This window comes from Streptomyces sp. NPDC021225, from assembly GCF_044332865.1.
Classification (GTDB): domain Bacteria; phylum Actinomycetota; class Actinomycetes; order Streptomycetales; family Streptomycetaceae; genus Streptomyces.
This window is the reverse complement of sequence record NZ_JBIRPV010000006.1, coordinates 298,729-320,278: the sequence shown is the minus strand read 5'-3', so window position 1 is coordinate 320,278 and position 21,550 is coordinate 298,729. Positions and strand designations below refer to the sequence as shown.

Sequence of the window (21,550 nt, the reverse complement as noted above, 5' to 3'; positions counted from 1 at the left end):
TTCAGACGATTCATCAGACGATCGCACGGATGACTCACTCGGGAACAGACATCGACACCGCTTCGACCATGCGACGCCCGGCGCCACCTGAGTCACACAGGTGACGCCGGGCGTTCCCCCCTCCGGCGCGGCGGAGCCGCATCAGGGCCCTTCGGACACCCCCTGGGCCGTCCCCACCAGGACCTCCGCCGCGGCCACCCCGGACGCTGCGGTCGCCCCGTGGGTGGAGATGTGCACCGCGCCGGGGGCGGTGGCGCCCGGGAGGCCCATCTCCACGACGATCGCGTCCGGGCGCGCCGTGACGAGGTCGGCCAGGGCGCCGCCCATCCACGAGTGGCGGGAGGCGTCCCTGACCACGACGACCAGGGGCCGTCCGGTGGCGGGGGTCAGCGCGGACGCCTCCAGGGTGGCGGCCGGCGTCCGCAGCTGCTGCGGGTGTATCCGGACGGAGGTGGTGCCGGGGAGCCGCTCGCTCAGCGGGGCGGCGACGCCCCACGGGGTCTCCTTGCCGATGGCCAGGTTGGTGGCGGGCACCAGCTCCACCACATGCGGGGGCGCGGCCAGGGGCAGCGAGTCCCGTACGGAGCCGGTCATGCGGAGGGCCCGGCGGGCGGCGACGAAGCCGATGCCGCCACCGGCCGTGCCGGCCGGGGCGGCCCGGCCCAGCTCCGTCGACCACTCGGCGAACGCCCGGACACGGTGCGCCGCCTCCGCGAGCCGCTCCTCGGTGAGGCCTCCGGCGGCCACGGCCTCGACGAGGGCACCGGCGAGCAGTTGGGCGGTGGCCTCCTCTGCGTTCTCCCCGCCGACGCAGATGGCGTCGGCCCCGGCGGCGACGGCGCGCACCGCGGCCCCGTCGATCCCGTAGCGGTCGGCGACGGCCCCCATTTCGATGGCGTCGGTGACGATCATTCCGTCGAAGCCGAGCTCCTGGCGCAGCAGGCCGTCGAGGATGCGGCGGCTGAGGGTGGCGGGCAGCCGGGGGTCGTACGCGGGCACCAGGAGGTGGCCGCTCATGACCGCGCGGACCCCCGCGTCCAGGGCGGCGCGGAACGGCGGCAGGGCCTGTGCGGCGATCCGGTCGAGGTCGGCGTCGTAACTGGGCAGCCCGTGGTGGGAGTCGACGGCGACGTCCCCGTGGCCGGGGAAGTGTTTGGCGCAGGCGGCGACCCCGGCCGACTGGAGTCCCTTGATCCACGCTGCGGCGTGCCGGGACACCGCTTTGGCGTCGGCCCCGAAGGACCTGACCCCGATGATGGGGTTGTCCGGGTTGGAGTTGACGTCCACGGTCGGCGCGTAGTTGAGGCTGATGCCCGCGGCGCGCAGCTGGCGGCCGAGGTCGGCGGCGACGGACTCGGTGAGCTCGGTGTCGTCCACCGCCCCGAGGGCGAGGTTGCCAGGGCGGGTGGAGCCGGTGGCGGACTCGATCCGGGTGACGTCCCCGGCCTCCTCGTCGATCGCGACGATCAGTGCCGGGTTCTCGGCGCGCAGTTGCCCGGTCAGCCGGGCGAGCTGGTCGGGGGATTCGATGTTGCGCGAGAAGAGCACGACGGAGGCCAGGCCCTCGCCGATCTCCCGCAGGATCCACTCCGGCGCCTCGGTGCCCACGAACCCCGGCTGAAGGACGGAGAGCGCGAGCCTTCGCAGGTCCCTGCCGGGCTTGCTGGAGGACATCGACCACGCCTTTCGGATAGCTCGGGTAGCGCCGACACACCGATGACATCGGCGATCTCTGGTCCAGACCAACGGATACTCGCCCAGTCGAATCAGCAGTGTCAAGGAGGGGGGCCACCGGAGCTTCGGCCAACAGGACTAGGGAAATCAGATGTTGACAACGTATTTGGTCTAGTCCATTTTTGTGGAGCCGTCAGTACACCACGGAGCGGAGCCGACACTACGCTCCGGCGCCTGACGGCAGGGCCCGGGAGCTACCGAGAGTTTTCAGTTGTGGAGCACTGCATGCCAAAGCCCGATCATTACCTGCACCGGTCCCCCTCGGACGTCCCGTACTTCAGCTCGGACGGCGAGACGTACCTGGCACAGACCCAGCTGCGGAACCTCACCAAGACCCGGCAGCTGAGAGTGTTGTCCGAGGAGGACTTCGCCTTCTGGCAGAACTACGGCTACGTCGTGGTGAAGCAGGCCATCCCGGCCTCGGCGGCGCGCGAACTGCTCGACTTCACCTGGGACTTCCAGGCGCTCGACCCCGGCCGCCCGGACACCTGGTACCAGGACCGCGAGTACCGGTCCGACCTGGACCGGGAGCTGCACATCTACGGGTTCGTCGAGGCGTACCACCACCAGCTCATCTGGGACAGCCGCCAGACGCGCCGGGTCTACGACGCGTTCGTGGACGTGTGGGACTGCGAGGAGCTCTGGGTCACCCTGGACCGGCTCAACCTGAACCCGCCCAACGTCGGGAACCGCGACCGGGCCCTGATCGCCCCCACGGAGAAGGGGTTCGACATCGAACTCCACTGGGACGTCGACACGACGCTCAGTGTGCTGCCGCAGCGGGTCCAGGGCATCATCGCCCTTCATGACACCGAGCCGGAGCTGGGCGGCTTCCAGTGCTGCCCCGAGCTGTTCCACCGGTTCGACCAGTGGCGGGTGCTCCAGCCGGACGACCGCGATCCGGTCCGGCCGAGGATCGACCGGGGCGAAATGCCCGTCGTACGACCGGAACTCGAGGCCGGGGACCTGCTCATCTGGAACGGCCTGCTGGCCCACGGAGTGGCGCCCAACACCTCGGAGAACGGTGTGCGGGCGGTCCAGTACCTCTCGATGATGCCCGCCCTCGAATCGCACCACGAGCTGCGGCGTTCCCGGATCGACTCGTGGCGCCACCTCACCACTCCGACCTGGAACGCCACCCTTCTCGGCGACGCCGACAAGCCCGAGGCCCTCAGATACGGCACCGCCACGCTGAACGACCTGGGCGCCAGGCTGCTCGGCAGCACTTCGTGGGACGGGACGGAATTCGACCGGAGCGGCGGAGAAGCGGCGTGCGACGCATCTGTCTGACACTTCCCACCAACCGGACGTGCCCCGCGATGGTCACCGCCATCGGCGAGGAGGCCGCCTACGCCGTCGGGCACTTCGACGTCGAGGTGCACCTGCTGATCCTGGACTCCTCCGACGCGTTCGCGGAACACGCGCGGGCCCTGGGCGCCGCGCGCGAGGTGCCGCGCGTCGTCGTGCACCACCTCGGCGAGGCGGAGCAGCGCGACTTCCTGCGCCGGGTGATCCACCGGACCGACCCCACCAAGCCCGAGCTGCTGCTCGACCTGATGCTTCCGGCCGGGCTCTCCTACGGTGCCTGCACCAACCGCGCGTTTCTGATCGCCGTGGCGCTCGGGTGCGAGTCCGTCCACCGCAGGGACTCCGACAGCCGCTACCAGGTGCTGCGCGGCGAGACCGCCTTCCCCGTCCACCATGAGCTGATGTCGCTCGGCAGGCGTGCGGCCGACGCGGCGCACGACGTCGGTGAGACGGCGCTCGCTCCGAAGGACACCCACAAGCGGGTGGCGATGGTGGGCGCCTCCTTCGTGGGCGAGCCGTCCGTGGACATCGACGAGATCCGCCGGCTCGACCCGGACGTCTACTACGACGTGGTCAGCCTGTGGGCGCCCGGCGACTGGTCGGAGGAGCAGAAGCGGGCACTGGTCGACGAGTCCTTCCAAGGGCCCGGGACCGGCGCGTTCACCGGCGACCGGACCACCCTGGCCGTCGTCGACCCCATGCGGGTGGACATGTGCAACATCGGCTTCCACCAGGTGCACGAGCGGGTGCCGCTGCCGCCCGCCACCGACACCATCGGCAGCGACTACTTCCTCATCCACCTGGTCGAGGCCGCCGCACTGCCCGGTGTGCTGCACAACCGCCACATCGAGAACTTCCACACCGGGGAGCGCCGCACCGACCCGGGGTTCATGGCCTACCAGTTACGGTTCGCCAAGTTCTTCCTGTCGATGCTCTACTTCAACTTCCTCTACGCCGAGATGGCCGAGGCCGGTGACTCGCTCCTCGACGCCCGGGGTCAGGTGCGGGCTTCCGTGATCGCCGAGCTGGCCAGGAGGAGCACCCTGCTCGACCGGGCGGAGAACGTCCGGCGCCTCGACACCATCGAGGCCGCCTACCGGAAGCTGGGCGGCCGATACGAGACGTTCGCCGCCCTCCTGGCGTCGCGCCGCGAGCACCTCCTCGACGAGGCGCAGAGCGACATCGCCGACTTCGCCCTGCTGGTCGAGGCGTGGGGCTCGCTGGTGCGGGCGGCCCGCGACACCGCCCTGGCGCCGGCGCCGGAAGGCCCGGGTCGACGGCCACGATGACGCACCAGGACATACCCCTGTCGGCCGCTCTCGCGGCCACCGCCGAGGACAGGCTCTTCTTCGACCTCGCGGGGATCGAGGAGCGCTACGCCTCCCTGCTCCGGGAGCTGCCCGGAGTCACCGTCCGCTTCGCCATGAAGGCGTGCCCGGTCGACGAGGTGCTGGCCCGTCTGGCCGAGGCGGGCGCCGGGGTCGACGCGGCGAGCATCCCGGAGATGGAACAGGCGGTGCGCGCGGGTGTGCCGATCGGCGGAATCCACTACGGCAACACGGTGAAGTCCGACCGGAACATCGCCGACGCCCACCGCCTCGGCATCAGGGACTTCGCAACCGACAGCCTGGAGGACGTGGCGGCGATCGCCGAACACGCCCCCGGCGCCCGGGTGTTCTGCCGACTGGCCATCGACACGCGGGGAGCGCTCTGGGGGCTGAGCGACAAGTACGGTTGCTCGACGGCCGACGCGGTGACCGTCCTGGAAACGGCGCGGGAGCTGGGCCTGACCCCCTCGGGCCTCTCCGTGCACGTCGGCTCTCAGCAGATGACGGTCGAGGCCTGGCACGGCGCCTTCGAACGCCTCGCGGAGGTCCTGACGGCCCTCGACGGCCGCGGGATCGCCCTGGACCACGTCAACCTCGGCGGTGGCCTGCCCGTCCCGGGGTGTTTCGACCGACACGGCAGACCGCTCGATCCCCCGATCGACAAGCTGTTCGCCGCGATCCGGGACGGGATGGCGTACCTCGGCGGCGTCGGCGGACACCGTCTCGGCTTCGTCGTGGAGCCGGGCCGCTACCTCGTCGCCGGCCAGGGCGCCATCCGGGCCCATGTGTCCCGGCTCTCCGCGCGCCGGGGCCGCGACGGCCGGCGCCAGTACTGGCTGTATCTGAGCTGCGGAAAGTTCAACGGCCTGTACGAGATGGACGAGTTGCAGTACCCGCTCGTCTTTCCCACCCACGGCGGGCCCGGTGTCCGGCGTGTGCCCGCCGTCGTGGCCGGGCCCACCTGCGACAGCGACGACGCCTACTCCCCCGAGCACGGCCTGGTCCAGGTGCCGGAGGCGCTGGCGTCGGGCGACCCGGTCTGGGTGCTGTCCTGTGGCGCGTACGCCACCAGCTATATGACCCAGGGCTTCAACGGCTTCGGCCCGCTGCCGTACACCTGCGTCGACGGCGGCGGCGCGGGCGGGGCCGGGAAGGCGCGTGGCGGATGAACGACGAGGTGCGCATACGCCGCATCTGCGAGCGCGACTGGGACGGGATCGCGGCGCTGGAGTCCCGCGCCTACACCGGCCTCGGCCTGTCCGAGGGACGGGTGGCGCTCCAGTCCCGGGCGCGCGTGTCGCCGGGCACCTGCCGCGCGCTGGAGGTGGGCCCCAGGCTCGTGGGCTATGTGCTGGCGCTGCCCTATCCGATGTACCGGTACCCGGACCTGGCGCGGCCTGAGCAGGTCGCGTTCCCGTCCAGCAATCTGCATCTGCACGACCTGGTCATCGCGGAGAGCTTCCGGCGCAGGGGGCTGGGGCGGCGCCTCCTGCGCCACCTCACCACGTCGGCCAGAGCACGCGGATACGAGCGGATCTCGCTGGTCGCCGTCGGGGGCAGCGCGACGTACTGGTCGGCGCGCGGCTTCACCGCCCACCAGGAGGTCGTACGCCCGGACGGCTATGGCCCGGACGTCGTCTACATGTCGAGAGCGGTGCCGTCCCGCGGGGCGGGAACACCGGAGCCGGAGCCGGCCGGGGTGTCGCCGTGCGGCTCGTCATCGCGGGAGGAACTGGGTTGAAGCACATGCCGCGGATACGGGATCCCTTCTACCGGAGCCAACTGGCGATCGCCGCGCTGTTCTGCTCCCTCGGTTTCCAGTACGCCACCTGGGCCTCGCGCATCCCCGCCATCAAGGCCGATCTCGGCCTGACGGCGGCCGAGGTGGGCTTCCTCCTGATGGCCGCGGGGATCGGCGCGAGCGTGTCGTTCCCGCTGGTGTCGGTGTTGATGAGACGCCTCGGCTCACAGCGCCTCGCGCTGCTGTCGGCCCTGGGACTGACCCTGCTGCTCATCGCCCTGGCCGCGGCACCGGACTACCCCGTCGCCCTGGCGGTCGTGTGCTGCGACGGAGTGCTCGTGGGGTGTCTGAACGTCGCCATGAACGCGCAGGGAGCCGCGCTCGAACTCCGGCACAAGCGCAACGCCATGGCCAAACTGCACGCGACGTTCAGCGGCGGCTCGCTCCTCGCCGCCCTCCTCGCCTCCTGCGTGAACACGGTGACCTCGTCGGTCGCCGTGCACTTCGGCATGGCCGCCGTCGTCCTGCTCCTCCTGCTCGTCTGCGCGCGCACCGGGCTCCTGGGAGAGGACGAGGCCGCCGAGGAGAAGCGGAGCGAGAAGAAGAACCGTGGCGGAAGGTCCCTGCCGACCCGCATGACGCTGTGGATGTGCTGCGCCATGGTCTTCGGCACCGTCACCGAGGGCGCCATCAACGACTGGTCCGCCCTCTATATGACGGACGTCGTCAAGGCCTCGGCGGAGCTGGCGCCCCTGGGGATCGCCGTCGTCTCGGGCATGATGGTGCTGGCCCGGCTCTTCGCCGACGGGTGGCGCGGCCGCTGGGGCGACGGGCGCGTCGTCATCGTCGGAAGCGCCGTGGCCGGGGCGGGGCTGGCCCTGGCCCTGCTGAGCGGCGGTGTGGTGCCTGCCCTGATCGGGTTCTCCTGCGTGGGCCTCGGCATCGCGGCCGTGACCCCCTGCGTCTATGTCGCCGCGGCGAAGCAGGGTCCGGAGGCACTGGCCCTGGTCGCCGCCATGGGAACGACGGGCCTGCTGGCCGGTCCCCCGGTCATCGGCTTCGTGGCGAACTCCAGCGGTCTGGTGTGGGGCCTGGGCGTCGTGGCCGCGTCGGCGGTCGTGGTGTCCCTGTGCGCCACGCGGATCCGGTGGACGCCCGCCAATGCCTGACCCGTGGGCGGACATGCGGCCCAACAGCCTCAGCGGTACGGCATCTCCTGGCCGTTGACGAAGACCCGCCGGAAGGTCAGTTCGTCGGTGCAGACGACGCTGTCGGGGTTGCGGACGCCGGTGAACGTGGAGCGGGAGAGGTGGACCCCGCGCAGGTGGTCGGTCTCCAGGCCGACCAGTTGCAGCACGGCGCGGGCGCCGTCGATCTCCATCCGGTCCATGTGGATGTTCCGGACGGACACCGGCAGTGTCCCGCCCTCGCCACCGTTGTAGTTCATGGTCACGAACGCGATGTCGCGCTCCAGGCCCCGCCCGGTGAAATTCCGGATGTGCACGCCGTCGATACAGCCGCCGCGTTTCTTGCTCGCCTTGACGTACAGGGCGTGCTTGACGGGGTAGCGCCCAGGGAAGTCCGGCGGGTTGATCTCGCAGTTCTCGGCGAAGACGTCACGCACCCCGCCGGACATCTCGCTGCCGACCGTCATCCCGCCCCAGCGGCCGGAGAACAGGCAGTCGCGCACCACGATGTTTCTGCTCGGCACGGCGACGCGGTGACCGTCCTCGTCCCGGCCGGACTTGACGGCCACGCAGTCGTCGTTGGTGTTGAACCGGCAGCCGGTGATGAGCACGTCGGAGCAGCACTCCGGGTCGCAACCGTCGGTGTTGTAGAGCGTGCTGTCCACGGTGACATCGCGCACGGTGACGTTGGCCGACAGCACCGGGTGCACGGTCCACATCGGCGGGTCGACGATGGTAAGACCGCTGACCAGGACGTTGCGGCAGCGGTAGAACTGCACCAGCTGCGGCCGCAGGTGGTGTCCGTCGCCGAAGACGCGCTCGGCCACCGGCACTCCGGTCGAGCCCATCCTGCGCAGCAGGCTCTGGTCGGGGCCCTGCGGTCCGCTGTCGCGGTACCAGCTCTCCCAGGGCCCGAGCCGCGCCTGCCCGTCGAGCGTGCCGGGGCCGGTGACCGCGACGTCCCGCTCGCCGTACGCGTAGATGAAGGGCGAGTAGTTGTAGCACTCGGTGCCCTCCCAGCGGGTGAACACCACCGGCAGGAAGTCGCGCGGGTCGGGGCTGAAGGCGATGGTGGCGCCCGCGGTGACGTGCAGGTCCACGGCGCTGCGCAGGTGGATCGCGCCGGTGAGGTAGCGGCCTTCGGGGACGATCACATGGCCGCCGCCCGCGCGGTGGCAGGCGGCGATGGCGGCCCGGAACGCCTCGGTGTTCATGGTCCGTCCGTCGCCGACCGCGCCGTAGTCGGTGATCGTGAAGGTCCGGCGGGGGAAGTCGGGCGGCCTGATCCGGGCCAGGATCTTCGGCACCGGGCGCCACGCCCCGGTGTACGGGGCGGCCGCGTACGCGGGCCCCGCGGGCAGTTGGGGGAGCAGCGCGCCTGCCGCCAGCAGACCGCCGGTGCGCAGCGCGGAGCGGCGGGAAGGTCTCGGGTGCATGGCCTGAACACTCCTTGGCGTCGTCGAGGGCGGGTCGGAGGTCGCCACACGGGCTAGCCGAGGGAGATCCGGTCGAGCTCCGGGGCGGACTCGGTGTCGTTGGAGATTTCGATGGTGTTGGCGCCGGGATTCAGGGTGACGGGGAGGGAGGTGGTGCGCGGGGTGGTGTTTCCGATGTCGGTCACCGTCACCACGGTCGGCGGGCCGCCGTTGACGCTCACATGGAACGAGCGGGTGCCGTAGACCGTGTAGTCGAGGTAGAGGGTGCGCTCCCCGCCGTCGGGGACGACGACGTCGGGGAAGAGCACCGCCGCCTGCTCGCTGTCGCCGATGTTGCGCACCTTCTCGGCCCCAGAGCAGGGCCCGCAGCCGGTGATGCCCGTCGTCCCGTGTGAAACCGGGTCCACCGGCAAAACCGGATCTGTGCCTTCGGAGACTCCCGCATGGGAGTAGCAAACTACCGCATTCTGCGTAGCGTTGGCCAGCTCCGCAGGCCAGAGGCTGCGGAGCTACGCTCCCGTGTCGGCGCTCCAGCCACCCTCGGTGACATCGCGCTCCCAGTCGGCGCAGTCGAGGTGGCGGGGGTGGGTGAACATGCCCCAGTGCAGGAAGAGTCCGGCGGTGGACTGGCGCAGCCACTCCTGTCGCGGGTGCTGGACCTCGGCCTCGGCCGCTGGGGCGGCGAGGAGGCCGAAGGTCAGGGCGAGTACGAGGGCCGCGCACAGAGCGCGCCACCGGGAGCGGGCGGCGCGGGTGGCTCGGATGGCAAGGAGGGCGCGGGCGGGGCGGAGCGGGATCCTCAACGTGGGCATGTCCTGTCCTCCGTGAACGTCACCGTGAGCGTTCACGGAGCACTGTCCGGCCCACCCGACCGCCGCGTCAATACGTGTGAAACGGCGGGATGTTACGCGGATACGATCCATTGACGCCCGTCGCCGTCGCGGTGATGACCGAGGCGTGAGCGGTCACGTGACCGTCTCCCGCGCGGTCAACGACAAACCGGAGATCGACCCGGCCACACGGCAGCGGGTGCTGCGGGTGGCCCAGGCCATGGGCTACCGGCCCAGCCGGTTCGCCCGCGGCATGGTGGGCCCGCGGATCACCACGCTGGGCCTGGTCATCGCGGATGTGCTCGATCCCTTCTTCCCCGAGGTGGTCTCGGGCGTGCTGGCGGCGGCCGACGAGCGCGGCTGGCAGGTCGCCGTCTACAGCACCGGGTCCGCCCTGGAACGCGAGGCCGCGGTGGCCCGGACCGTGGTGGACCATGTGGACGCGTGTGTCGCCTTTCTGCTCGACCCCGGCGCCATCGAGCTGATCCACCGCTCCGGCATGCCTTTTGTGCTGCGACAACGAACACCGGCCACCGGCGGTGAGCGGGGGGCGGATCGACTTCGCCGCCGGCATGCGGCAGGCGGTCGGCCACCTCGTGGAGCGCGGCCACCGTCGCATCGCGATGCTGGACGACCGCGGGCGCCCGGACGCGGGCGAACGCGGCACCCGGCACTCGCTGTTCCTCCGGGCCGCCGCGGAACTCGGGCTGCCCGCCGACGCGGGTTGGGTGTTCCCGGCGGTCAACTCCCTCGACGGCGGGGCGGCGGCCATGGACGATGTGTTGGACACCGGCTTCGGGGCGACGGCCGTGCTCGCGTACAACGACCTGATCGCCATCGGCGCCCTGCGCCGCGCCCGCGACCGCGGCGTGCGCGTCCCGGCGGACTGCGCCTTCGTGGGCTGCGAACGGGCTGACCCTCAGTCGGCTGGCGGACCCGCCGCTGACGACCCTGCTGGTCGACAAGGAACTCCTCGGCCGGTCCGCGGTGCAGCGGATCGCCGCGCAGATGACCGGAGTCGCGGCGCGCGAGACGGTGATCGTGCCACGCCTTGTGGTGCGCGCGTCTTCCTGACCTCTCCCCGCCGTGGCGCCGCGGATGCGTTGGGATTGTGATCGTTCTGGAGTTGGCCTGAACCGATCGGTTCGTTAGCCTCCCGGCATCCCCGCAGAAACGCCCCGCTCCGAGGAAGTCGACGCAGTGACGAACCCCCAGGACACCCAAACGCCTCCCCCGGGCTGCCCCGCCCACGCCGCACGGCTGTACGGGCCGGATTTCCGGCGGCAGCCGACCGAGACCTACCAGCGGATACGGCGCGACCACGGACAGGTCGCCCCCGTGCTGCTCGAAGGCGACATCACCGCCTGGTTCGTCCTCGGCTACCGCGAGATACGCCACGTGCTGTCCGACGTCGAGACCTTCGGCCGGGACCCGCGCCGCTGGAACGGCTGGGACAGCGTGCCGCCGGACTGGCCCCTCATGCCGTGGGTGGCGTACAGCCCGATGATGTCCTTCACCGAGGGCGAGGAGCACCACCTGCGCGCGACGGCCGTCAGCGATGTCCTCGCCACGATCGACCCCTTCATGCTGCGCGGGAGCTGCGAGAGGTTCGCCGACCAGCTGATCGACAAGTTCGCCACGATCGGCAAGGCGGACCTGGTGTTCGACTACATCCACTCGGTGCCCGCCCTCGCCATGGCCGAGGTGTTCGGCCTCTCCGACGACGAGGCCGGGCTGGCGGCCCTGGCGGAGGGGCTGACCAGTTCGTTCGTCTCCGGCGAGGACGCCATCGCCGGCCAGCAGCGGGCCGCCGCCCACGTGACGGAGCTGGTGAAGGCCAAGCGCGAGGCGCCGGGCCCCGACCTCACCTCGCGGTTCATCCTGAGCACCCCGGACCTCACCGAGGAGCAGCATGTCGCGGACGTGATGTTGCTGATGGCGGCGGCGCTGCCGACCACCGCGTACTGGATCGGCAACACCCTCCGGCTGATGCTCACCGACGCGCGCTTCGCCGCGTCCCTGACGGGCAACCGCCGCAGCACCGGCGAGGCCATGAACGAGGTGCTGTGGGCGGACTCCCCGGTCCAGAACCTCATCGGGCGGTACGCCACCCGCGACACCGCCCTCGGTGGCCGGCTCATCCGCACCGGCGACCTCGTCGTCCTCGGCCTGGCCGCGGCCAACGCCGACCCGCTGCTGTGGCCCGCCGCCCCCGTCGGCTACGGCGGGAACCACTCCCATGTCGCCTTCAGCGTCGGGGAGTACGGCTGCCCGGTGGGCGGCCCCGAGACGGCCAGGATCATCGCGGAGACGGCGATCGAGGTGCTGTTGGACCGCGTGCCGGACCTGACGCTTGCGGTCGCCCCCGACGAGCTGAGGTGGTCGGACCCCTTCTGGTACCGCTCCCTGGAGTCGCTGCCCGTCACCTTCACCCCCACCGCCGCCACCGGGGGCTAGTGGCACACTAGTCTGTATACAGACTGGTTGGTATCGACGAGGAGTTCCATGGCCCGGGCGACTGGCAAGAGCGAAGCGGTCTATGAGCGGCTGAAGAGCGACATCGAGTCGCTGCGGCTGCGGCCCGGGGCCAAGCTCGGCGAGGTCCAGCTGGGTGAGGAACTGGGGGCCTCGCGGACGCCCGTGCGGGAGGCCATCCGGCGGCTGGCCCGGGAGGGACTGGTGGACTTCGTGCCGGGCGAGGTGGCCCGGGTCGCCCCGATCTCTCTGGGCGGCGTCCGCGCCCTGTTCGAGTTCCGGATGCTGCTGGAGCCCCGGGCCGCCTTGTCGGTCGCGACGGCGGGCGCGGCCGACGAGCGCGCGCTGCTCCCCTTCCGTGAGCTGCTGGAGCGGCTGGAGGAGTTCGACGAGTCCTTCCGCGCGCGGGACGCGGCCGCGCAGGCGCGCTCGTACCAGGAGTTCTACGAGATCACCGAGGACTTCGACCAGTCGGTCATCGCGGCCTGCCGCAACCAGTACCTGGCCCGCACGATCCGCGACCTGCGCAGCGAGACCGTACGCCTGCGCCATCTCTCGCACAGCGGCCCGCGCCGCATGCTGACCTCGCTGGACGAGCACCGCGCGATGCTGAAGGCGATCACGCGGGGGGACGCCCAGGCGGCGGAGGCGGCGTGCCGGCACCACCTCGCGCAGACCCTCCAGGCGCTCATCGACAGCCTCACCGGCCAGGACCTGGCGCTCGGCACGGACGTTCAGCTGGACGTGGTGGGCTGACCCCACGCCCCGGCCCCACGCCCCCGGCCCCACGCCCCGGGCCCTACTCCCCCGGCCCCACTCGCCCGAGCCCGCGCTCTCCGGCCCTGTGGTTTCCTTGAGCCCAGTGATGTATACAGGAGTGGATACATACTCGGCTCTACGATCTACACGAGGGGCTGTCCAATGCCGCATACCGTCGGCGCCGCCGACCTGCTGGGGTTCGCCGCCGCCACCACCGAAGCCCATGGCGTCCCGCCCGCGGACGCCCGTCTGCTCGCGGACACCCTGGTGACCGCGGAGCTGTGGGGACACCCGTCGCACGGGATGCTGCGCCTGCCCTGGTACCTCAGGCGTATCGAGAGCGGGGCGACGGCCGCCGTGGCCGCCCCCGAGATCGTGAGCGACAACGGCGCCGTCCTCGTCGTCGACGGCCACGACGGCCTCGGGCAGGTGATCACCGACCGTGCGGTGGGCTGGGGCGTCGAGCGGGCCCGCCGACATGGCATCAGCGCGGTAGCGGTCCGCGACTCCGGCCACTTCGGCACCGCCGCGTACTACACCCGCAAGGCCGCCGAGCGTGGCTGCGTGGCGCTGTTGGTCACCAACGCCAGCCCGGCGATGGCGCCCTGGGGCGGCCGGGAGAAGCGGGTCGGCACCAACCCGTGGTCGATCGCGGCCCCCGGCGGCCGCCACGGCACGGTCGTGATGGACATCGCCAACACCGCGGTCGCGCGCGGCAAGATCTACTACGCCAGGGAGCGCGGCGTGCCGATCCCGGAGGGCTGGGCGGCCGACGCGGACGGCGTGCCGACCACCGACCCGCGCCGCGCCGTCGAGGGCCTGATCCTGCCCATGGCCGGCCACAAGGGCTACGCCATCTCCTTCATGTTCGACGTGCTGGCGGGCGTGCTGACCGGCAGCGCCTTCGGCTCGGCGGTCGTCGGCCCGTACCACCCCTCCGGCCGCAGCGGCGTCGGCCACCTGCTGATCTGCATCGACGTCCGCTCGATGGCCGACCCGGCCCTGTTCGAGGCGCGGGTGGAGGCCCTGATCGGGGAGACCAAGTCCACCCCCACCGCCCCGGGCACGGCCGAGATCCTGGTCCCCGGCGAGCCGGAGGCCCGCACCGCCGAGCGTCTGCGCACCGAGGGCATCACGCTCGTCGACGACACCTGGGCCTCACTCGCGCACATCGCCGAGGCCACCGCCGTACCCCTGCCCCTTCCCCTCAACTCCCAGGAGCTCCCCGCATGATCGCGCTGACCGTCTCCCTCCAGGTCGTCCCGGGCTGTCGTGACGAATTCCTCAAGGCCATCGAGGAGAACGCCGAGCGCTCCTTCACCGACGAGCCCGGCTGCCAGTACTTCGACGTCGTCTGCGACCTGGCCGACGACCACCACTTCGTCTTCCACGAGATCTACGAAGACGAGGCAGCCGTCGAGGCCCATCGCGCCGCGCCCCACTTCAAGGTCTGGCGCGAGGCGGCGGCGAAGTACGTCGTCCCCGGCAGCCAGGTCAACACGCTCTCCCGCCGTCTTTTCCACCACTCCTGAACGGAGCCGCCGCCATGTGCGCCAACCGCCCTGCGGAACCGAATCTGCTCATCCACCCCGACGAAATCGAACGCTTCGACCGCGGCGGCGGGGTGGCCACCGTCCCGTACGTCGGCAAGTGGAACTCGGAGGCGGCCGTCATCACCACCGGCCAGACCGTCTTCCAGCCCGGCACCGGCCTGCCCCTGCACAGCCACAACGTCGAGGAGTCCGTCCTGATCCTCGAAGGCGAGGCGACCGCGGAGATCGACGGCGACCTCTTCGACCTGGAGGTCGGCCAGGCCACCTGGGTCCCGGCCGGCGTCCCGCACCGGTTCTTCAACCGCGGCGCGGGCGTCATGCGGATCTACTGGGTCTACGGCGGCCGGGACGTCACCCGCACCATCACCGCCACCGGCGAGACCTTCGAGCATCTCTCCGCGAGCGACAAGGGCGGTGCCCCCACCTCATGAGCGCCGCCATACGGACGGTCAACCCCGCCACCGGACAGCCGCTGGCCTCGTACGACACCTGGGACACCGCACGGATCGAGGCCGCCGTGGAGCGTGCCCATGCCGCCTCGCGCGCCTGGGCCCTGGTCCCGGTCGCCGAGCGGGCCGCACGCGTCGCCCACCTGGCCCGTACCCTGCGCGAACACAAGGACCGGCTCGCCCACCTGGCCGTCACGGAGATGGGCAAGCCCGTCGGGGAGGCGGAGGCCGAGGTCGAGAAGTCCGCCCTGACCGCCGAGTACTACGCCGAGCGGGGGCCCGGCATCCTCGCCGACGAACACGTGGCCATCGACGGTGCCGAGGCCTGGGTGGCATACGAACCCGCCGGCCTGGTCCTGGCGGTCATGCCGTGGAACTTCCCCGTCTGGCAGGTGATGCGCTTCGCCATCCCGTCCCTGCTGGCGGGCAACGGAGTGCTGCTCAAACACGCCTCCAACGTCACCGGCGGCGCGCTCGCCCTACAGGACCTCATCGTCGAAGCCGGCTTCCCCGAACACCTGGTGACCACCCTGGTCATCGCGGACGCCGACGTCCCCGACACCACCTCACGGCTCATCGAGGACGACCGCATCGCCGCGGTCACCCTCACCGGCAGCAACCGGGCCGGGGCCGCGGTCGGCGCGGCGGCCGGGCGGGCGGCGAAGAAGTCCGTGCTGGAGCTGGGCGGTTCGGACGCCTTCGTGGTCCTCGACGACGCCGACGTCGGGGCGGCAGCGGCGGCCGCGGTGCGGGCGCGCTTCGCCAACTCCGGCCAGAGCTGTGTGTGCGCCAAGCGGTTCATCGTGGCCGAGGCGGTCATGGACGCCTTCACCACGGCGTTCGTAGCAGGTGTCGAGCGGTTGCGGATCGGCGACCCGCACGACCGCTCCACCCAGGTCGGCCCACTCGCCCGCGGCGATCTGCGCGAGGCGATCGCCCGCCAGGTCGAGGAGTCGGTGGCGGCGGGCGCGCGTCTTCTCACCGGCGGAAAGCCTCTGCCCGGCGAGGGCTGTTTCTTCCAGCCCACCGTCCTCACGGACACCGGCCCGGGCATGGCGGCCTTCGACGAGGAGACCTTCGGCCCGCTGGCCGCCCTGGCCGTCGCCCGTGATGACGACGACGCCGCACGGCTGGCCGATGCCACCTCCTTCGGCCTGGGCCTGAGCGTCTGGACGGCCGACACCGGGCGCGGCATCGCGCTGGCCCGCCGCATCACCAGCGGAGCGGCGTTCGTCAACGCCGTCGTCGCCTCCGACCCGCGGCTGCCCTTCGGCGGTACGAAGCGCAGCGGTTATGGACGCGAACTGGCCGGCGCCGGCATCCGCGAGTTCACCAACACCCGCGCCTACTGGGTCGCCCCCTGACCCCTCCCTGACCGCGGCACCACCCCGAGGCCCCGCCTGCCCATATGCGGCAGGCGGGACCTTCGCATGCCCGAATCCGCACGCTCCGATCGAGGTGCGGGGATGTTTCCAAGAGATGTCCACAGAGGGCTATACAGAGATGAATGCAGCTCTGTATACAGAGATGGATTTCCAGCCTCCGAAGGAGATGAAAGATGACGTACTGGTTGCGCCAGTTGTGGGTCCAGGTTCTCATCGGCATGGCGGCAGGCATCGTCGTCGGCGCGGTGTGGCCGGGCACCGCCGAGCAGATGCAGCCGTTCAGTGACGGCTTCGTCGCTCTGATGAAGATGATCGTGGCGCCGGTGCTCTTCTGCACCGTCGTCCTGGGTGTGGGCAAGGTCGACAGCATCGGCCGGGTCGGCCGGGTCGGCGCCAAGTCACTGGTCTACTTCATCGCCCTGACCGGTCTGTGCATGGTGGTCGGTCTGGTCATAGCCAATGTCTTCCAGCCGGGCGCCGGCATGCACATCGACGCCTCGTCGCTGAGCACCGAGGACCTGCCCGAGGGCGCCGCCACCGCCCATCTGAACCTGCCGGACTTCATCCTGTCGATCATCCCGGCCACGATGTTCTCCGCCTTCACCGAGGGCGAGATCCTCCCGGTCATGCTGGTCTCGGTGCTGTTTGGCATCGGCGTCAAGGCCGTCGGCGAGCCCGCCGCGGGCCTGTTGCGCGGTGTGGAGAACCTCTCCAAGGTCGTCTTCAAGGTCGTCGGCTGGGTCATGCGCACGGCCCCGCTCGGCGCCTTCGGCGGCCTGGCGCTGACGGTGGGCAAGTACGGCATCGGCACCCTGCACCAGCTGCTGATCCTGATCGCGATCTTCTCCGTGACCTGCCTGCTCTTCATCCTGGTCGTCTTCGGCGGTCTGCTGCGCTACACCGGCCTGAACCTCTTCAAGCTCTGCCGCTACCTCAAGGAAGAGCTCATGATCATCCTGGCGACCTGCTCCAGCGAGGCCGTACTGCCGCGCATGGTCGACAAGATGACGAACCTGGGCGCCGCCCGCCCGGTCGTCGGCCTCACCCTCCCGGCCGGCTACTCCTTCAACCTCGACGGCACCGCCATCTATCTGACGATGAGCTCGCTCTTCCTGGCCCAGGCCCTCGACATCCACATGTCCCTCGGCGAGCAGTTGGCGATGCTCGGCATCATGATGATCACCAGCAAGGGAGCGGCCGGCGTCCCGGGCGGCGCCTTCGTGGTCCTCGCCGGCAGCGTCAGCATCATCGGCCACGTCCCGATGGCGGCCCTCGCCCTGATCGTCGGCATCGACCGCTTCCTCAACGAGGGTCGCATCCTCACCACCGTCCTCGGCAACGCCGTCGCCACCATCTTCATCGCCAAGTGGGAAGGAGCCTTCGACCTGGAGCGCGCCAAGGCCGTCCTCGACGGCAAAGACGTCCCGCCCCTCGCCCCCGACGAGCACGAGCAGTCGGCCACCCACCTCCCCGCCACCGCACCGGCGGCAGCCGGCTGACCACCCCTCTGGCCGAGGCGACCGCGCGGCACCGCACTATCCGACTGCCCCGGTCGCCCCGCCACGCTGAGTGAGCTGCTGCCGCTGCGCGGGTTCGCCTTTCGCCGATGCCCACGCCGCCAGGCCGGGATCCGCCTCAGCCGGCCGTCTCCACCTTGGTCGCCTTGGCCACCTCGCAGGTCTGCGGCATCGCGGCGGAGTCGCCCTTCCAGGAGGCGGACGCGAGTGCGCTCTTCATGGCTCCGGCCAGGACGGGCTGGTTGGCGAGGGTGGCGTAGACCGCCTTGTCGGGGTGCGCGGAGTTCAGAAAGCGGACCTTGACGGTGTAGGCGTAGTCCGCCGCGCCCTTCACGTTGTCGAGCTGGACGATCGCGTACAGCTTGGACGCGTCGCGCAGCTGGCACGACTTGATGCTGACCTCGACCTTGGACGTGACGGTCTGGCCGGCACCGGTTCCACCGACCGAGCCGTCCGCCGCGGCGGACGGCGACGACGACGTGGCCTTCGCGCTCGGAGAACCACTGCTGCTCGCGCTCTTCTCCCCGCTCTTCCCCTCGGTGGAGGACGATGTGTCGCCCGACCCGCCGCTGGAGCAGGCCGAGAGTGCGAGGAGGGCGGAGGCGGCGAGCGCGCCGAACGCGGCGGCGCGAGAAAGGTGGCGCATGGTGGAAGGTCCCCCGTCAGGACACGACTTCGCCGGACGGACCGGCCGACTCCGGTTCACGCTACACCTGCTGTAACCGCCTCCGGCAACGCGAGGCAAGCGATGGGTGAGGACGGCTACTCCCCCACCACGACGCCCTTCACAGCGAGGATCGGCATGAGGTTGCACATCTCGGCGACCGTCTTGCCGGACCGGTAGGCGGCGATGAGTTCGGTCTCGGTGTCCGCCCGCTGCCGTGAGGCCGCGATGGCCTCGGTGAGATTTTCGCGCCGGACGACCACGGCACCGTCGGCGTCGGCCTTGACGACATCGCCGGGGCGGATCACCTGGCCGCCGACGGTCACGGGCTCGCACAGCGGACCGATAGTCTCCTTGACCGTGCCCTTGATGCTGACGCTGTGGGAGAAGACGGGAAACCCCAGAGCCCGCAGGTCCTCCGTGTCACGGACACCAGTGTCGGTGATCAGGCCGCCCAACCCCTTCGCCTGGCAGGCGTTGGCCAGGACGTCCCCGAAGGACCCGGCCTCGGCGTAGGCGCCGCCCGAGACGACGATGACGTCGCCGGGGTGGGCGTAGTGGATGGCCGTCTGGAGCACGAGGTTGTCCCGCGGGGCGCAGACGGCCGTGAAGGCCGGGCCGCACAGCTTCATGCGGTGGTCGACCGGCTTGATGGTCGAGTCCAGGGCGCCGAGCCGGCCCTGTGCCTCGTCGATCGTCCCGGAGGAGAAGGCGCCCAACCGCCCGACGAGACCGGGGTCGGGGCGCTCGAACGTCGTGCTGAGGTCAATCATGGAGTGCCTTTGAGGCGGGCACGGCCGGAGTCAGGGCGGCGCAGGCCGCGGCGATGCGCGCGCACGATTCGGTGAGGACGTCCGTGGAGGTGGCGAAGGAGATACGGAAGTAGCCGGGGGCGCCGTAGGCGCAGCCGTGGATCACGGCCACCTGCCGGCTGCCCAGGAGGTGGCGGGCGAACTGCTCGTCGTTCTCGATCCGCGCGCCGTCCGGTGTGCGGAGGCCGATGGCGTCGGCGCAGTCGACCAGCAGGTAGAAGCCGCCGTCCGGAGGGGTGCAGCTCAGGAGCGGGGCCTCGTTGATGAGCTGGACCGTGGCGTCGCACCTTCCCCGATAGGCCAGGACCGTCTCCGCGACGAACCGCTGCGGCCCGGTGAACGCGGCGGCCGCGGCCGCCTGGCTGACGGAGGACGGGCAGGAGGAGATCTGCGACTGAAGTGTGTTGATAGCGGTCACCAGGTCGGCGGGGCCGGCTCCGTAGCCGAGCCGCCAGCCGGTCATCACGTAGGTCTTGGACACGCCGTTGGTGAGGAACACGCGGTCGGTCAGGCGCGGTTCGACGGCGGCCAGGGACCGGCTGTCCCCCCTCGCCGTACCAGATCTCGTCGTAGATCTCATCGGTGAGCACCCGGACGCGCGGGTGGTCCAGCAGGACCTCGGCGAGCGGCGCGGAGCTCGCCCCCCTAGCCCCCGGCAGCACCGGCAGCCTAGGCCCTGGGCAACGACGCCGTGGACGCCGCACTGATGGACGCCGCCGGCGGGTCCCTGCGCGTGATCGCGCTGGCGAGCATGGGCTTCGACAACGCGGACCGCACCGCCGCCGCAGAGCGCGGCATCGTCGTCACCCACACGCCCGGTGTCCTCGCGGAGACCACCGCCGACCTCACCTTCGCCCTGCTCCTCGCGGCCCGCCGACGGCTCGGCGCCGCCACCACCCTGGCGCGGGGCGGCTGGGACACCTTCCGGATGCATGACCACCTGGGCCTCGATGTCCACGGGGCCACGCTCGGCCTCGTCGGCTACGGCCAGATCGGCCGCGCGGTGGCCCGCCGCGCGCAGGGCTTCGCGATGCGCGTGATCCACCACGACCCGTACGCAGCCGACGACGGCCTCTCGACTCCGGTCGGCTTGGAGACACTGCTCGCCGAGGCGGACATCGGCATGTGCCACTCACGGCGGAGACGCGGCATCTGATCTCCCACCGTGAACTCGCCGCGATGAAGCCGACAGCGACCCTGGTCTCCACCTCGCGCGGTGACGTGGTGAACGAGGAGGCACTGCTCAAGGCGGTCCGGGCGGGCACACTGCACTCAGCGGGCCTCGACGTGTTCGAGCGGGAGCCGATGGGCGAGGACCTCTCCCCGCTGGTCACCGAGCCGTACGTCGTCACGCTGCCGCACATCGGATCGGCCACGGACAACACCCGCGCCGCCATGGTGGACCTGGCCGTCGGCAACATCCTCGACGTCTTCCACGACCACCCCGCACGCACCCCGCTGCCCGGCACCCCGGCCGTCGCACCTGAAGACGGAAGACACCAGTGAACTCAACCGACCACTTCGACGCCGTACTCCCCGATTTCGTGCGCTGCAGTACCGGAGAGCCCGAGTTCCACCAGGCGGCCCGCGAAGTGCTCCAGGTACTCGCGCCGGTGCCGGCCGCCTACCCGGAGTGTGTGAACTCCCGCATCGTGAAGCGCGTGTGTGAGCCGAAGTGGCAGGTCACCCGGCGTTAACGCGTGGAGTTCAGCAGCGCGCTCGGCCCGCACGAGGGACGACTGCACCTAACCTCCGTCCCGGCACGAACCTCGGCATCGTGAAGTTCCTCGGCTTCGAACAGGTCCTCAAAAAGGCCCTGACCGGCCTCGGAGGCGGGAAGTGCGCCAGCGACGTCGGTCCCAAGGTCCCTTCGGACACCGAGTTCATGTACTTCTGCCAGTCCGTCATGGCCGAGCTCCATCGTCGCCTCGGCGAGCACATCGATGTGCCGGCCGGTGACAGCAGCGTGACCTCCCGGGAGATCGACGGACGAGGCCCTCGCCCTCGCGGAGGGCGCCACGATGCCGGGTGCGCCCGGGGTCGTGACCCTTCTACGGGAGGCGGGCGTGTTCTTCGGCCCGGGCAAAGCGACGTCCGCCCTGCAGATGCAGCAGAACACCACCCGTCGGCTGTGCGAACCCGGAGAAATCCACGGACTACCGCATGGCTGGAGACTCGGATCAATACGCGTCCGCAAACACCATTGAGCGTAAGCGTAAGATCGCATTCAGTGATAGGGTCTGAACTCACGGCGAGCGCCGCCCCCCTTTATCCATGTTTATCATCAGAAGGAGAAGCATGCGTCAGTCTCGACGGCACACAGTATTTAAGGTGACTGTTGCGGCATTGAGCACTACTTACGCAATCCCCAT

22 protein-coding genes and 3 pseudogenes are annotated in these 21,550 nt (G+C 70.7%); 18 read left to right on the top strand and 7 right to left on the bottom strand.

Going from position 1 to position 21,550, the window contains the following annotated elements:
• Nucleotides 1-141: 141 nt before the first annotated feature.
• Entirely contained in the window at nt 142-1,674 is a 1,533-nt protein-coding gene (locus tag ACH4S9_RS27365; RefSeq protein ID WP_398374192.1) for a glycoside hydrolase family 3 protein, read from the bottom strand.
• A 285-nt stretch (nt 1,675-1,959) separates the two neighbouring features.
• Here ACH4S9_RS27365 and ACH4S9_RS27360 point away from each other — a divergent pair, with 285 nt between their 5' ends.
• From ACH4S9_RS27360 to ACH4S9_RS27340, 5 genes are read left to right on the top strand one after another with little or no spacing between them, the layout of a single operon-like run.
• Nucleotides 1,960-3,024, top strand: a complete 1,065-nt coding sequence (locus ACH4S9_RS27360; RefSeq protein ID WP_385340022.1) for a phytanoyl-CoA dioxygenase family protein — start codon at nt 1,960-1,962, stop codon at nt 3,022-3,024.
• Complete coding sequence (locus tag ACH4S9_RS27355) at nt 3,006-4,331, top strand: DUF6271 family protein (protein WP_398374190.1); 1,326 nt, start codon at nt 3,006-3,008, stop codon at nt 4,329-4,331. The genes ACH4S9_RS27360 and ACH4S9_RS27355 overlap by 19 nt, the downstream gene beginning before the upstream one ends.
• Nucleotides 4,328-5,539 (top strand): type III PLP-dependent enzyme, encoded by a 1,212-nt coding sequence (locus ACH4S9_RS27350; protein WP_398374188.1) that lies wholly within the window; start codon nt 4,328-4,330, stop codon nt 5,537-5,539. The genes ACH4S9_RS27355 and ACH4S9_RS27350 overlap by 4 nt, the downstream gene beginning before the upstream one ends.
• Nucleotides 5,536-6,111 (top strand): GNAT family N-acetyltransferase, encoded by a 576-nt coding sequence (locus ACH4S9_RS27345; protein WP_398374186.1) that lies wholly within the window; start codon nt 5,536-5,538, stop codon nt 6,109-6,111. Before ACH4S9_RS27350 ends, ACH4S9_RS27345 begins: the two co-directional genes overlap by 4 nt.
• 5 nt (nt 6,112-6,116) lie before the next feature.
• Nucleotides 6,117-7,280: an MFS transporter gene (locus tag ACH4S9_RS27340; RefSeq protein WP_358845101.1), complete on the top strand. Its 1,164-nt coding sequence runs from the start codon at nt 6,117-6,119 to the stop codon at nt 7,278-7,280.
• Between the two features lie 29 nt (nt 7,281-7,309).
• Here the strand turns inward: ACH4S9_RS27340 and ACH4S9_RS27335 are convergent, their stop codons facing one another.
• The 3 genes from ACH4S9_RS27335 to ACH4S9_RS27325 form a co-directional block, all read right to left on the bottom strand.
• The gene (locus tag ACH4S9_RS27335; protein ID WP_398374184.1) at nt 7,310-8,734 is read right to left on the bottom strand and encodes a glycoside hydrolase family 28 protein; all 1,425 of its coding nucleotides are present in this window, start codon (nt 8,732-8,734) and stop codon (nt 7,310-7,312) included.
• Between the two features lie 53 nt (nt 8,735-8,787).
• Entirely contained in the window at nt 8,788-9,141 is a 354-nt protein-coding gene (locus tag ACH4S9_RS27330) for a hypothetical protein (RefSeq protein ID WP_398374182.1), read from the bottom strand.
• Nucleotides 9,142-9,243: 102 nt separating this feature from the next.
• Nucleotides 9,244-9,546, bottom strand: a complete 303-nt coding sequence (locus ACH4S9_RS27325; RefSeq protein ID WP_311722090.1) for a hypothetical protein — start codon at nt 9,544-9,546, stop codon at nt 9,244-9,246.
• Between the two features lie 76 nt (nt 9,547-9,622).
• Here ACH4S9_RS27325 and ACH4S9_RS27320 point away from each other — a divergent pair.
• The 10 genes and pseudogenes from ACH4S9_RS27320 to dctA form a co-directional block, all read left to right on the top strand.
• Nucleotides 9,623-9,754, top strand: a pseudogene (locus ACH4S9_RS27320) (hypothetical protein); the annotation flags it as partial.
• A gap of 382 nt (nt 9,755-10,136) precedes the next feature.
• A pseudogene (locus tag ACH4S9_RS27315) lies at nt 10,137-10,412 on the top strand (substrate-binding domain-containing protein); the annotation flags it as partial.
• Between the two features lie 64 nt (nt 10,413-10,476).
• The gene (locus tag ACH4S9_RS27310; protein WP_398374440.1) at nt 10,477-10,638 is read left to right on the top strand and encodes a substrate-binding domain-containing protein; all 162 of its coding nucleotides are present in this window, start codon (nt 10,477-10,479) and stop codon (nt 10,636-10,638) included.
• A gap of 126 nt (nt 10,639-10,764) precedes the next feature.
• Nucleotides 10,765-12,021 carry a cytochrome P450 gene (locus ACH4S9_RS27305; protein WP_385340033.1) on the top strand — a complete coding sequence of 419 codons (1,257 nt, stop codon included), beginning with the start codon at nt 10,765-10,767 and terminating at the stop codon, nt 12,019-12,021.
• Between the two features lie 48 nt (nt 12,022-12,069).
• Nucleotides 12,070-12,795, top strand: a complete 726-nt coding sequence (locus ACH4S9_RS27300; RefSeq protein ID WP_311722087.1) for a GntR family transcriptional regulator — start codon at nt 12,070-12,072, stop codon at nt 12,793-12,795.
• Nucleotides 12,796-12,960: 165 nt separating this feature from the next.
• Nucleotides 12,961-14,031, top strand: coding sequence for an Ldh family oxidoreductase (locus ACH4S9_RS27295; protein WP_398374180.1), 1,071 nt, complete (start codon nt 12,961-12,963; stop codon nt 14,029-14,031).
• Nucleotides 14,028-14,330: a putative quinol monooxygenase gene (locus tag ACH4S9_RS27290; RefSeq protein WP_311722083.1), complete on the top strand. Its 303-nt coding sequence runs from the start codon at nt 14,028-14,030 to the stop codon at nt 14,328-14,330. The genes ACH4S9_RS27295 and ACH4S9_RS27290 overlap by 4 nt, the downstream gene beginning before the upstream one ends.
• Before the next feature lie 14 nt (nt 14,331-14,344).
• The gene (locus ACH4S9_RS27285) at nt 14,345-14,782 is read left to right on the top strand and encodes a cupin domain-containing protein (RefSeq protein WP_311722082.1); all 438 of its coding nucleotides are present in this window, start codon (nt 14,345-14,347) and stop codon (nt 14,780-14,782) included.
• Nucleotides 14,779-16,164 carry an aldehyde dehydrogenase family protein gene (locus ACH4S9_RS27280; RefSeq protein ID WP_361182275.1) on the top strand — a complete coding sequence of 462 codons (1,386 nt, stop codon included), beginning with the start codon at nt 14,779-14,781 and terminating at the stop codon, nt 16,162-16,164. The genes ACH4S9_RS27285 and ACH4S9_RS27280 overlap by 4 nt, the downstream gene beginning before the upstream one ends.
• A 194-nt stretch (nt 16,165-16,358) precedes the next feature.
• Complete coding sequence (gene dctA / locus ACH4S9_RS27275; RefSeq protein WP_311722080.1) at nt 16,359-17,684, top strand: C4-dicarboxylate transporter DctA; 1,326 nt, start codon at nt 16,359-16,361, stop codon at nt 17,682-17,684.
• 136 nt (nt 17,685-17,820) lie between these two features.
• Here dctA and ACH4S9_RS27270 read toward each other — a convergent pair whose 3' ends face one another.
• The 3 genes from ACH4S9_RS27270 to ACH4S9_RS27260 all read right to left on the bottom strand — a co-directional run bounded on the left by ACH4S9_RS27270 (nt 17,821) and on the right by ACH4S9_RS27260 (nt 19,758).
• A complete protein-coding gene (locus tag ACH4S9_RS27270) occupies nt 17,821-18,348 on the bottom strand; it encodes a hypothetical protein (RefSeq protein WP_358845052.1) in 528 nt (175 codons plus the stop codon).
• Nucleotides 18,349-18,464: 116 nt separating this feature from the next.
• A complete protein-coding gene (locus ACH4S9_RS27265; RefSeq protein ID WP_398374178.1) occupies nt 18,465-19,139 on the bottom strand; it encodes a 4-carboxy-4-hydroxy-2-oxoadipate aldolase/oxaloacetate decarboxylase in 675 nt (224 codons plus the stop codon).
• Nucleotides 19,132-19,758, bottom strand: coding sequence for an aminotransferase class I/II-fold pyridoxal phosphate-dependent enzyme (locus ACH4S9_RS27260; RefSeq protein WP_398374176.1), 627 nt, complete (start codon nt 19,756-19,758; stop codon nt 19,132-19,134). The genes ACH4S9_RS27265 and ACH4S9_RS27260 overlap by 8 nt, the downstream gene beginning before the upstream one ends.
• A gap of 126 nt (nt 19,759-19,884) precedes the next feature.
• On the opposite strand from ACH4S9_RS27260, the pseudogene ACH4S9_RS27255 reads away from it, so the two are divergent.
• The 3 genes and pseudogenes from ACH4S9_RS27255 to ACH4S9_RS27245 all read left to right on the top strand — a co-directional run bounded on the left by ACH4S9_RS27255 (nt 19,885) and on the right by ACH4S9_RS27245 (nt 21,513).
• Nucleotides 19,885-20,684 (top strand): annotated as a pseudogene (locus ACH4S9_RS27255) (NAD(P)-dependent oxidoreductase).
• Entirely contained in the window at nt 20,681-20,875 is a 195-nt protein-coding gene (locus ACH4S9_RS27250; protein ID WP_398374450.1) for a hypothetical protein, read from the top strand. Before ACH4S9_RS27255 ends, ACH4S9_RS27250 begins: the two are co-directional and overlap by 4 nt.
• The gene (locus ACH4S9_RS27245; RefSeq protein ID WP_398374174.1) at nt 20,854-21,513 is read left to right on the top strand and encodes a Glu/Leu/Phe/Val dehydrogenase dimerization domain-containing protein; all 660 of its coding nucleotides are present in this window, start codon (nt 20,854-20,856) and stop codon (nt 21,511-21,513) included. The genes ACH4S9_RS27250 and ACH4S9_RS27245 overlap by 22 nt, the downstream gene beginning before the upstream one ends.
• Nucleotides 21,514-21,550: the final 37 nt, after the last annotated feature.